At 65.5% G+C, this 11,785-nt stretch carries 12 protein-coding genes; 5 read left to right on the top strand and 7 right to left on the bottom strand.

Annotated features, from left to right (window positions below):
- Positions 1 to 63: 63 nt before the first annotated feature.
- Entirely contained in the window at positions 64 to 1,053 is a 990-nt protein-coding gene (locus Q3A80_RS02945) for a helix-turn-helix domain-containing protein (RefSeq protein WP_446327585.1), read from the top strand.
- A 90-nt stretch (positions 1,054 to 1,143) separates the two neighbouring features.
- On the opposite strand, the gene gltA is transcribed toward Q3A80_RS02945, so the two are convergent.
- The 7 genes from gltA to Q3A80_RS02980 form a co-directional block, all read right to left on the bottom strand.
- Complete coding sequence (gene gltA, locus Q3A80_RS02950; protein WP_011881720.1) at positions 1,144 to 2,445, bottom strand: citrate synthase; 1,302 nt, start codon at positions 2,443 to 2,445, stop codon at positions 1,144 to 1,146.
- Between the two features lie 66 nt (positions 2,446 to 2,511).
- On the bottom strand, positions 2,512 to 2,784 hold the full coding sequence (locus Q3A80_RS02955) for an FAD assembly factor SdhE (protein WP_446327586.1): 273 nt from the start codon (positions 2,782 to 2,784) through the stop codon (positions 2,512 to 2,514).
- 6 nt (positions 2,785 to 2,790) lie between these two features.
- Positions 2,791 to 3,492: a succinate dehydrogenase iron-sulfur subunit gene (locus Q3A80_RS02960; RefSeq protein ID WP_038570896.1), complete on the bottom strand. Its 702-nt coding sequence runs from the start codon at positions 3,490 to 3,492 to the stop codon at positions 2,791 to 2,793.
- Between the two features lie 21 nt (positions 3,493 to 3,513).
- Complete coding sequence (gene sdhA / locus Q3A80_RS02965; RefSeq protein ID WP_446327587.1) at positions 3,514 to 5,289, bottom strand: succinate dehydrogenase flavoprotein subunit; 1,776 nt, start codon at positions 5,287 to 5,289, stop codon at positions 3,514 to 3,516.
- Between the two features lie 3 nt (positions 5,290 to 5,292).
- The gene (sdhD, locus tag Q3A80_RS02970) at positions 5,293 to 5,661 is read right to left on the bottom strand and encodes a succinate dehydrogenase, hydrophobic membrane anchor protein (RefSeq protein WP_006399546.1); all 369 of its coding nucleotides are present in this window, start codon (positions 5,659 to 5,661) and stop codon (positions 5,293 to 5,295) included.
- 4 nt (positions 5,662 to 5,665) lie between these two features.
- The gene (sdhC, locus tag Q3A80_RS02975) at positions 5,666 to 6,082 is read right to left on the bottom strand and encodes a succinate dehydrogenase, cytochrome b556 subunit (protein WP_151062419.1); all 417 of its coding nucleotides are present in this window, start codon (positions 6,080 to 6,082) and stop codon (positions 5,666 to 5,668) included.
- A 170-nt stretch (positions 6,083 to 6,252) separates the two neighbouring features.
- Positions 6,253 to 7,077 (bottom strand): GntR family transcriptional regulator, encoded by an 825-nt coding sequence (locus Q3A80_RS02980; RefSeq protein WP_446327588.1) that lies wholly within the window; start codon positions 7,075 to 7,077, stop codon positions 6,253 to 6,255.
- A 288-nt stretch (positions 7,078 to 7,365) separates the two neighbouring features.
- Here Q3A80_RS02980 and Q3A80_RS02985 point away from each other — a divergent pair, with 288 nt between their 5' ends.
- The 4 genes from Q3A80_RS02985 (at position 7,366) to Q3A80_RS03000 (ending at position 11,747) form a co-directional block, all read left to right on the top strand.
- Positions 7,366 to 8,352 carry a malate dehydrogenase gene (locus Q3A80_RS02985; RefSeq protein ID WP_006487742.1) on the top strand — a complete coding sequence of 329 codons (987 nt, stop codon included), beginning with the start codon at positions 7,366 to 7,368 and terminating at the stop codon, positions 8,350 to 8,352.
- Positions 8,353 to 8,534: 182 nt separating this feature from the next.
- The gene (locus Q3A80_RS02990) at positions 8,535 to 9,539 is read left to right on the top strand and encodes an HpcH/HpaI aldolase/citrate lyase family protein (RefSeq protein ID WP_446327589.1); all 1,005 of its coding nucleotides are present in this window, start codon (positions 8,535 to 8,537) and stop codon (positions 9,537 to 9,539) included.
- Positions 9,540 to 9,761: 222 nt separating this feature from the next.
- Positions 9,762 to 10,271 (top strand): hypothetical protein, encoded by a 510-nt coding sequence (locus Q3A80_RS02995; RefSeq protein ID WP_446327590.1) that lies wholly within the window; start codon positions 9,762 to 9,764, stop codon positions 10,269 to 10,271.
- 24 nt (positions 10,272 to 10,295) lie between these two features.
- A complete protein-coding gene (locus Q3A80_RS03000; protein ID WP_446327591.1) occupies positions 10,296 to 11,747 on the top strand; it encodes a bifunctional 2-methylcitrate dehydratase/aconitate hydratase in 1,452 nt (483 codons plus the stop codon).
- The last annotated feature ends 38 nt before the right edge of the window (positions 11,748 to 11,785 follow it).

The raw sequence follows: 11,785 nt of genomic DNA on the forward strand, positions 1-11,785 counted from the left end.
CCGTCGTGACGATCGATCGCGATCATGCCACGGCGCGTTGCCACCGTCGCGCGGGAGGCCGCGATGAAACCGCAATACGAACACGTGACGTTCGCGCCCGGCTGTTCGATCCGCGTGTACCACCGCCAGCTCGCGCGCATTCCGTTCGAATGGCATCGCCATCCCGAGTACGAACTGACGCTGACGCTGAACAGCCGCGGCCGGCGGTTCATCGGCGATCACGTCTCCAGCTACACGCAAGACGATCTGGTGCTCGTGCCGCCCAACCTGCCGCATACGTGGTCGTCGAACGCACGCATCGATCGCGACGCGCCGGAAGTGGCGCTCGTGGTCTGGTTCGATGGCGACTGGGCGCGGCGCGTGGCCGACTGCTGCCCCGAGTATGCGCCGCTGCGCTCGCTGCTGCGGCGCGCGGCGGCTGGCCTGAGCTTCGACGCGGATACGGCCCGTGCGATGCGCGCGCGGCTGCCGCAATTGCTCGATCCGTCGCCGCGCGTACGCCTCGCGGCCGCACTCGACACCCTGGCCGATCTGGCGGAAGCCGGCGGCGAGCCGCTCGCCACGGCGCAGGCGTACGGCCGGCCCGACGCGGCAGCGTCATCCGCCGACACGACCGTCCCCGAAGCCGAACGCCTCGACCGCGTGCTCGACGCGATCGACCGGCACTTCCACGAACCGCTGCGCATCGATGCACTTGCCGCCGTCGCGCACATGTCGGAGCGCACGCTGCAGCGGCTCTTCGTGCGGCATCTCGGCGAAAGCGTCGGCCGCTACGTGCAGCGGCTGCGTCTCGCGCATGCGTGCCGCCACCTGGTCGGCACGGACTGGCCGATCGCGACGGTGGCCGCGCGCTGCGGGATTCCGAATGCCGCGAATTTCAATCGCCAGTTTCTCGCCGCCCGCGGGATGACGCCCGGCGCGTACCGGCAGTTCTTCGCGCAGCACGGCCACGCGCCGGACGCCGACGCGCCGCCGCTCGACACGCGCCCGCCGTCGCTGGAACGCGGCACCGCGCCGGCTCGGGAACGAGGCCAACGCCGGCCGCGCAAATGAAAACACCCCGGCGGGATGACCCACCGGGGTGTCGGGGCGTTGCGATTGCCGGACGCGAACGGCGTTGCGGCCGCTCGCGCCGTGCACGAATTAACGTGCGTTGAGCGGCTTCGCTTCGCGCGGCGTGTCGCCGATGAACAGCTGACGCGGACGGCCGATCTTCTGCTCCGGATCCGCAATCATTTCGTTCCACTGTGCGATCCAGCCGACCGTACGCGCCATCGCGAAGATACACGTGAACATCGACGTCGGGATGCCCAGCGCGCGCTGGACGATGCCCGAGTAGAAGTCGACGTTCGGGTACAGCTTGCGCGACACGAAGTATTCGTCTTCCAGCGCGATCTTCTCGAGCTGCATCGCGAGCTTGAACAGCGGGTCGTCGTGCAGGCCCAGTTCGTTCAGCACTTCGTAGCACGTTTCGCGCATCAGCTTCGCACGCGGGTCGTAGTTCTTGTACACGCGGTGACCGAAGCCCATCAGCTTCACGCCCGAATTCTTGTCCTTCACCTGCTTGATGAATTCGGGGATGTTGTCCGGCGAGCCGATCTGCTCGAGCATGTTCAGCGCGGCTTCGTTCGCACCGCCGTGCGCCGGGCCCCACAAACAGGCGATACCGGCAGCGATACACGCGAACGGGTTCGCGCCCGACGAGCCGGCCAGGCGGACCGTCGACGTCGATGCGTTCTGCTCGTGATCGGCGTGCAGGATCAGGATGCGGTCGAGCGCGCGGACGAGCACGTCGTTGACCTTGTACTCTTCGCACGGGTTCGAGAACATCATGTGCATGAAGTTCGCGCTGTACGACAGCGAGTTCTTCGGATACACGAACGGCTGGCCGATGCTGTACTTGTACGCCATCGCGACGAGCGTCGGCAGCTTCGCGATCATGCGGATCGCCGACACTTCACGGTGACGCGGGTCGTTGATGTCGAGCGAGTCGTGGTAGAACGCGGACAGCGCGCCGACTGCGGCGACCAGGATCGCCATCGGGTGCGCGTCACGGCGGAAGCCACGGAAGAAGAAGTGCATCTGCTCGTGCACCATCGTGTGCTTCGTGACGGTGTCGACGAATTCCTTCTTCTGTGCGGCGTTCGGCAGCTCGCCCTTCAGCAGCAGGTAGCAGGACTCGAGGAAGTCGGCGTTCTGCGCGAGGTTGTCGATCGGGTAGCCGCGGTACAGCAGTTCGCCCTTGTCGCCGTCGATGTACGTGATCGCGGAGTTGCACGAAGCCGTCGACATGAAGCCCGGGTCATACGTGAACTTGCCGGTCTGGCCGTACAGCTTGCGGATGTCGATCACGTCCGGGCCCATCGTGCCCTTGTAGATCGGCATTTCGACGCTCGGCGAGTTGTCGCTGAACGATAGCGTGGCTTTAACATCAGACGGAGTCATGGCACATCCTCAATCGAAATAAAGAAACGGGATTCGATAACGGGCACAACGCGTTACACCTTGGCGTTACACGTTGCGCAGCATCTCCAACAGCCGGTGAATGTCCGGGCTGTCTAGGTCGCCCTCTGGTTCCTTGCGCGCGAGGAGCAAGTCCATCAGGTCGTTGTCGCTCAGATCGAGCAGGCGCGACAACGCGCCTACGTCTGCATCGGTGAGGTCATGCTCGTATCGGCTGAAGAAACGCTCGAATACGATGTCGTTCTCCAGCAGACCCCGCCGCGCGCGCCAGCGCAGGCGCGCGCGGCGGTGAGGGTCGGATTGATGCGATTCTTCGCTCATCTCGACTTAAACCGCGCGGCGGACCATCAGTTCCTTGATCTTGCCGATCGCCTTCGTCGGGTTCAGCCCCTTCGGGCAAACGTCGACGCAGTTCATGATCGTGTGGCAACGGAACAGACGGTACGGGTCTTCCAGGTTGTCGAGACGCTCGCCGGTAGCGGTGTCGCGGCTGTCCGCGATGAAGCGGTAAGCCTGCAGCAGGCCGGCCGGGCCGACGAACTTGTCCGGGTTCCACCAGAAGCTCGGGCACGACGTCGAGCAGCTCGCGCACAGAATGCACTCGTACACGCCGTCGAGCTCGTCGCGCTCTTCCGGCGACTGGAGGCGTTCCTTCTCCGGCGGCGGCGCGTCGTTGATCAGGTACGGCTTGATCGAGTGATACTGGTTGAAGAAGTGCGTCATGTCGACGATCAGGTCGCGCACGACGGGCAGGCCCGGCAGCGGGCGCAGCACGATCTTCTGCGGCAGGTCGTTCAGGTTCGTCAGGCAGGCGAGACCGTTCTTGCCGTTGATGTTCATCGCGTCCGAACCGCACACGCCTTCGCGGCAAGAGCGGCGGAACGACAGCGTCTCGTCCACGGCCTTCAGCTTCACCAGTGCGTCGAGCAGCATGCGTTCATGCTTGATCTCGAGCTCGTACGTCTGCATGCGCGGTGCCGCGTCCTTGTCCGGATCGTAGCGGTAGACTTCAAAAATGCGTTTTGCCATTTCGGATTCCTTTGACTCGGCTTAGAACGTGCGCGGCTTCGGCGGCACGGATTCGACCGTCAGCGGCTTCATTTGAACCGGCTTGTAGTCGAGGCGATCGCCTTCGCTGTACCACAGCGTATGGCGCAGCCAGTTTTCGTCGTCGCGGTGTTCGAAGTCGCTGTGCGCGTGCGCGCCGCGGCTTTCCTTGCGTGCTTCCGCCGAGACCATCGTCGCGCGCGCGACTTCGATCAGGTTCTCCAGCTCGAGCGCTTCGACGCGCGCGGTGTTGAACACCTTCGACTTGTCCTTCAGGTGGATGTTTTCCACGCGTTCCTTCAGGCCGGCCATCTGGTCGACGCCTTCCTTCAGCAGCGCCGACGTGCGGAACACGCCTGCGTGCTTCTGCATCGTTGCGCGGATGTCGTTCGCGACGTCCTGCGTGTACTCGCCCGAGCTCGACTTGTCGAGCTTGTTCAGGCGCGCCAGCGAGAACTCGCCTGCATCCGCCGGCAGCGGCTTGTGTTCCTTCTGGTTCTTCACGTGCTGGACGATGTGGTTGCCGGCCGCACGGCCGAACACGACGAGGTCCAGCAGCGAGTTCGTGCCGAGGCGGTTCGCGCCGTGCACGGACACGCACGAGCATTCGCCCACTGCGTAGAAGCCGTTGATCGGTTCCTTGTGATCGCGCGACGTGCCGACGACCTGACCGTGGATGTTGGTCGGGATGCCGCCCATCTGGTAGTGGATCGTCGGGACGACCGGGATCGGCTCCTTGATCGCGTCGACGTTCGCGAACTTCAGCGCGATCTCGCGGATCGACGGCAGACGCTTCATGATCGTCTCGGCGCCGATGTGCGACAGGTCGAGCAGCACGTGGTCCTTGTTCGGACCGACGCCGCGGCCTTCCTTGATTTCCTGGTCCATCGAACGCGACACGAAGTCACGCGGCGCCAGATCCTTCAGCGTCGGTGCGTAGCGTTCCATGAAGCGCTCGCCGTTCGCGTTGCGCAGGATACCGCCTTCGCCGCGCACGCCTTCGGTGATCAGCACGCCCGCGCCGGCCACGCCGGTCGGGTGGAATTGCCAGAACTCCATGTCCTGCAGCGCGACGCCCGAGCGGGCCGCCATGCCGAGGCCGTCGCCGGTGTTGATGAACGCGTTCGTCGATGCCGCGAAGATCCGGCCTGCGCCGCCCGTCGCGAACAGCGTCGTCTTGCCTTCCATGATGTAGACGTCGCCCGTTTCCATCTCGAGGGCCGTCACGCCGAGCACGTCGCCGTCCGCGTCGCGGATCAGGTCGAGCGCCATCCACTCGACGAAGAACTGCGTCTTCGCCTCGACGTTCTGCTGGTACAGCGTATGCAGCAGCGCGTGACCGGTACGGTCTGCGGCCGCGCAGGCGCGCTGGACCGGCTTCTCGCCGTAGTTCGCGGTGTGGCCGCCGAACGGACGCTGGTAGATCGTGCCGTCCGCGTTACGGTCGAACGGCATGCCGAAGTGTTCCAGCTCGTACACGACGTTCGGTGCTTCGCGGCACATGAACTCGATCGCGTCCTGGTCGCCGAGCCAGTCGGAGCCCTTGATCGTGTCGTAGAAGTGGAAGTGCCAGTTGTCTTCGCTCATGTTGCCGAGCGACGCACCGATGCCGCCTTGCGCGGCGACCGTGTGCGAACGGGTCGGGAACACCTTCGACAGCACGCCGACCGACAGGCCCGCGCGCGACAGTTGCAGCGCTGCGCGCAAGCCCGAGCCGCCCGCGCCGACGATCACCACGTCGAACTTGCGGCGCGGCAGGGAAGTTTTGATTGCAGCCATTCTTTACACTCTCCAGAGAATCTGCGCGGCGTAGCCCGCACATGCGAGCAGCCAGACGATGGTCAGCGATTGCAGCAGCAGGCGCACACCGACGGGCTTCACGTAGTCCATCCAGATGTCGCGCACGCCGACCCATGCGTGGTAGAAGAGGGAAAGCAGCGTCACGAAGGTCGCGAGCTTCATCCATTGCGCGGAGAAGATCGATGCCCAGCCTTCGTACGAGAAGTCGTGCGCGCCGAAGAACAGGACGAGCAGAATGACCGTGTAGACCGCCATGATCGTGGCGGTGACGCGCTGCGCGAGCCAGTCGCGCAGGCCGTAGTGAGCGCCGACGACGAGGCGCTTCGAGCCGATTCGGTTGTTGGCTGCCATTTTCTTAGAATGCTCCGAACAGTTTGAGTGCCATGGCGATCGTCAGCGCGATCGAGACGACAAAGACGACGACGGCCGTCCGCTTGCCGCCTTCCTTCGAGACGGCGTCGTGGTTGACGTCCATCAGCAGGTGGCGAATGCCGGCGCAGAAATGGTGGAAGAACGCCCAGGACAGCGCGAGGACGATCAGCTTGACGACGATGTTGGAGAGGAAAGCCTTGAAGACTTCGAAGCTGAGCTCGGAGGTGAGGCTCTGATCGAAGAGGAACAGCAGGAACGGCAGGAACAGGAACAGCAGCGCGCCGCTGATACGATGGAGAATCGACAATATCGCCGCCAGGGGCATGCGATATTTCAACGTGATGTCGCCGATTCCGATGTTCCGGTATTCCGGCCTCGGCTTTCTTACTGCGTCAGTCATGCTAGACCCCTACTATGTTGTCACACTAATCCGCGATTTTAGCGCCTTTTTATATCGCGCTGCAGCGAAAGTCTGCTCTGGATCGTTACGCGAACGGGAATAAAGGCGGCCCGAAACGTGCTACGCGAACGTGGGAAACGCGCATACACGCTGCTTGTGCCGATACGTCGTCAGCTCAAGTCATTGTGATAGTAATACCCGGTCGTGACATACCAGCCGCGCCGCACTTCCACCGGGCGATCGCCGTATGTATAGGACACGCGCTCGACCGACAGCAGCGGAAAACCCGCCGGCACGTGCAGCAGGTCGGCCACCGCCGGCTCCGCCGCGACCGCGCGGATCTTCTCCGTCGCGCGGATCATCCGCGTGCCGAATTCCGTCTCGAACATTGCGTACAGCGGCCCCTTGTACTCGCTCAGCCGCTCGAACGTGAGCCCGCGGAACATCGCGCCCGGCAGCCAGATCTCGTCGAGCACCGTCGCTTCGTTCTCGAACTCCAGCAGGCGGCGCACCTGCACGACCGGATCGGCCGGCTTCAGGTCGAGCTGCCGGGCGATCTCGGCCGGCGCGCGCAGGCGCCGGCATTCGAGCAGGCGGCTCACGTGCGGATGCTCGGCACCGTCGTCGGCCAGCAGCCGCAGGAAGCGGAACTGCGCGCGCTCTTCATTGTGCGTTGCAACAAACGTACCCTTGCCCTGGCGCCGCACCACGAGGTTTTCGGCGGCCAGTTCGTCGATCGCCTTGCGCACGGTGCCCTGGCTGACCTTGTAACGGGCCGCGAGCTCCACCTCGCTCGGGATGATCTCGCCCGGCTTCCATTCGCCGGACTCGAGACTCTGCGTGATCAACGACTTGATCTGCTGGTATAAAGGACTGAACGTCGGCGACGTCGCGGCCGCCGGGGCCGGCACGGAATCGCCCGCGCCCGGCTGCCCTGGGCCGCCTGCGCCGGTTGGATTCGCGTTGTTCGCCTGGTTCGATGTCATGGCGCGCATTTCATCACAAACCGCGCTTTTCCGTCCACTCAAATTCCGCAAAACATCTGTCTTATATAAGACATATGATACCGTTTGACTTTGGGCGCGGCGGCTCCTACACTCCGGGGCGAGCAAGGGTTCGCGGGTGCAAAACGCGTCCCCGGCTACGTGCCACGGCCGTCTCCAGGTTCACCGCGTCTGCCTTTCGCGAGTCCTCCGCCCTGCTTCAATGCAACGCTACGCGTAACGCGCATAGAATGGCGTTTTGCCTAGCGTCCACCGCTTCACCCGTCCTGGAGATTTTCAATGGCTAAGCCCGCAAAGCGCGTTGCCGTCACCGGCGCCGCAGGTCAAATCGCTTACTCCCTGCTGTTCCGCATCGCGAACGGCGACCTGCTCGGCAAGGACCAGCCGGTCATCCTGCAACTGCTCGACCTCCCGCAAGCCCAAGCCGCCGTCAAAGGCGTCGTGATGGAACTCGACGATTGCGCGTTCCCGCTGCTCGCGGGCGTCGTGATCACCGACGATCCGAAGGTTGCATTCAAGGATGCAGACGTCGCGCTGCTGGTCGGTGCACGTCCGCGCTCGAAGGGCATGGAGCGCAAGGACCTGCTGTCGGCGAACGCCGAGATCTTCACGGTCCAGGGCGCCGCGCTGAACGAAGTCGCGAGCCGCGACGTGAAGGTGCTGGTCGTCGGCAACCCGGCGAACACCAACGCGTACATCGCGATGAAGTCGGCGCCGGACCTGCCGAAGAAGAACTTCACGGCGATGCTGCGCCTCGACCACAACCGCGCGCTGTCGCAACTGGCAGCCAAGTCGGGCAAGCCGGTCGCATCGATCGAGAAGCTCGCCGTGTGGGGCAACCACTCGCCGACGATGTACCCGGACTTCCGCTTCGCGACCGCAGAAGGCGAATCGCTGCTGAAGCTGATCAACGACGACGTGTGGAACCGCGACACGTTCATCCCGACCGTCGGCAAGCGCGGCGCGGCGATCATCGAAGCGCGCGGCCTGTCGTCGGCAGCGTCGGCAGCGAACGCGGCGATCGACCACGTGCGTGACTGGGTCCTCGGCACGAACGGCAAGTGGGTCACGATGGGCATCCCGTCGGACGGCTCGTACGGCATCCCCGAAGACATCATCTACGGCGTGCCGGTCACCTGCGAAAACGGCGAGTACAAGCGCGTCGAAGGCCTCGAGATCGACGCATTCTCGCGCGAGAAGATGGACGGCACGCTGGCCGAGCTGCTCGAAGAGCGCGACGGCGTCGCTCACCTGCTGAAGAACTAAGCAGGCTGCATGGCCGGCCCGCCTGCGGGCGGCCGGTCACGGCACGAGCGGCGGGCCTGCAGCCGGCCCGCCGCCCGATCCGATCCGGGCACGTTCTGCCGCTCGACGCGCGTCCCGCGCCGGCCCAGAGCGCGCCCGAATCCGATTTTCTCCACGTTGGCCGCTTCCTTGACGTAGAAGAGATGTCCGCGCTCACTCCTGCACAAGTGCTGTACGACGGGGCGTCCCCGCCCGCGATCCTGCCCTGCTGCGATCACTACGCGGGCAGCGAGAAGCTGATGCGCAAGTCGCTCGCGCTCCAGGCCGAACTCGGCCCCGTGTTCGACATCACGCTCGACTGCGAGGACGGCGCCTCCGTCGGCCAGGAAGCGGCGCACGCGCAGCTCGTCGCCGACCTCCTCGGCAGCGCCGAGAACCGCTTCGGACGCATCGGCGTCCGCATCCACGACTTTTCCCATTCCCACTGGCGCGACGACGTGCGCATCGTGCTGCGCGCCGCGCGCGCGCCGGCCTACATCACGCTGCCGAAGATCGCGAGCGCGGCCGACGCGGCCGAAATGATCGCGTTCATCGAAGGCACGCGCCGCGAGCTCGGCCTCGCGCAGCCGATCCCCGTCGACGTGCTGGTGGAGACGCACGGCGCGCTCGCGCAGGCCGCCGCCCTCGCCGCGCTGCCGCTCGTCGGCACGCTGAGTTTCGGGCTGATGGACTTCGTGTCCGCGCACCACGGCGCGATTCCCGATGCGGCGATGCGCTCGCCGGGCCAGTTCGACCATCCGCTCGTGCGCCGCGCGAAGCTGGAAATCGCGGCGGCCTGCCATGCGCACGGCAAGACGCCGTCGCACAACGTGACGACCGAGGTGCGCGACATGGACGTCGTCGCCGCCGACGCCCGCCGCGCGCGCGACGAATTCGCGTTCACGCGGATGTGGAGCATCCACCCCGCGCAGATCCGGCCGATCGTCGACGCGTTCGCGCCGCGCACCGATGAAGTCGCGTTAGCCGCCGAGATCCTGCTGGCCGCGCAGGCCGCCGACTGGGGCCCGACGCGCCACGGCGACACACTGCACGACCGCGCGAGCTACCGCTATTACTGGTCGGTGCTGCGCCGCGCGAAGGCGACCGGCCAGCCGGTTCCGGCCGAAGCCGCGCCGCTGTTCGGCCCGGCCGCCGGGGACGCGCGGTGAGCGCGCGCCGACACATGCATTTCATCGACGCGCGGCGCGCGAACCGGCGACAGGTGTGCGAAACGACAAAAAACGTAACGGAGCCCGAAAACCTGAAATATGCGCGGCCAAATAGGTGAAAATAGCGGCCGCTGCGCGCTTCCGGGGCGCGTGCAGTTTCAAACCGGCCGGCGGTGTCAGCCGCCGGCCCTTGTCAACTGATAATCGAAAGGTTCTGACTCCATGAAGAAACTCCTGATCGCTACCGCCATCGGCGCGTTGTCCGCCACGATGCTGGTGTCGGCTCCGAGCGCGTTCGCGCAGGGCACGGCAACGACCGCGAAGAAGACGGCCAAGCGCCCGGCACCGGCCAAGCGCATCGTTCCGCGCAGCAAGAAGGCCCAGGCACGTGCCGCGGCCAAGGTCGATCCGGTGCCGGACGGCGCAGTCAAGTGGTCGTGCAAGGAAGGCCTGTCGTTCGACCTCGCCGGCGACATGAAGCGCGACCAGGTGGTCACGGTCCACTGGGCGAAGAAGAACTACAAGCTGCCGCGCGAAGCGACGACGACCGGCGCGGACACGTTCTACGATCCGGCCGCCGGCTTCAAGCTGGTCGTGATCCCGAGCAAGGCGATGCTGTTCAGCGACGCGAACGGCGGCGAGCGTCTCGCCGACGAATGCGTAACGCCGGAAATGGCACAAGGCAACGCGGCGCCGACGCAGTCGAACGAGCTGAAGCCGGCAACGAACTAAGCGCGTCCCCCCCCAGGCTCCTCGATGTCCGCCTCGGTCTCCAACGTCCGCCCCGCTCCGGATTCGGTACTCGTCGATATCGTCGACTACGTGCTGAACACCGGCATCGACAGCGCGCTTGCGCTGGAGACGGCGCGTCATTGCCTGATCGACACGCTCGGATGCGGACTCGAGGCGCTGTCCTACCCCGCCTGCACCAAGCTGCTCGGCCCCGTCGTGCCCGGCACGATCGTGCCGAACGGCGCGAAGGTGCCCGGCACGTCCTTCCAGCTCGATCCGGTCCAGGCCGCGTTCGACATCGGCGCGATGATCCGCTGGCTGGACTTCAACGACACCTGGCTCGCCGCCGAATGGGGGCATCCGTCCGACAATCTCGGCGGGATCCTGGCGACGGCCGACTGGCTGTCCCGCACGGCCGTCGCGGCCGGCAGGCTGCCGCTTACGATGCGCGACGTGCTCGTCGCGATGATCCAGGCCCACGAGATCCAGGGCTGCCTCGCGCTCGAAAATTCGTTCAACGCGGTCGGGCTCGACCACGTGCTGCTCGTGAAGGTCGCGTCGACGGCCGTCGTCGGCCGCCTGCTCGGGCTCACGCGCGACGAACTGATCAACGCGGTATCCAACGCGTTCGTCGACGGCCACGCGCTGCGCACCTACCGCCACGCGCCGAACACCGGTTCGCGCAAGTCGTGGGCGGCCGGCGACGCGACGTCCCGCGCGGTGCGCCTCGCGCTGATCGCGAAAACCGGCGAGATGGGCTATCCGTCGGCGCTCACCGCGAAAACCTGGGGCTTCTACGACGTGCTGTTCAACGGACAGCCGTTCCGGTTCCAGCGCCCGTACGGCACGTACGTGATGGAGAACGTGCTGTTCAAGATCGCGTTCCCCGCCGAATTCCACGCGCAGACGGCCGCCGAGGCCGCGCTGCAGCTGCACGCGCTGCTCGCCGCGGCCGGCCGCACGGCCGCCGACATCAGCCGGATCACGATCCGCACGCACGCGGCCGCGCTGCGCATCATCGACAAGCAGGGGCCGCTCGCGAACCCCGCCGACCGCGATCACTGCATCCAGTACATGGTCGCCGTGCCGCTGCTGTTCGGCCGGCTGACCGCGGCCGATTACGAAGACGCGGTCGCCGCCGATCCGCGCATCGACGCGCTGCGCGCGAAAACCGTGTGCGTCGAGGATCCGCAGTTCACGAAGGATTACCATGACCCCGCGAAGCGCTCGATCGCGAATGCATTGACGATCGAGTTCGCGGACGGATCGACGCTTGCCGAAGTGGCGGTCGAATACCCGATCGGCCATCAGCGACGCCGTGCGGACGGCATCCCGCTGCTGATCGAGAAATTCCGGACCAACCTTGCCCGCCGTTTCCCGGCAAAGCAGCAACAAGCGATTCTCGACGTGTCGCTGGACCAGGCAAAGCTCGAAGCGATGCCGGTCAATGAGTACGTCGACTTGTATGTGATATAGCCGTCATCTACAGGACACGTAGTTTCCTAGCCTTAAAC

It is taken from the genome of Burkholderia sp. SR8, assembly GCF_052851275.1.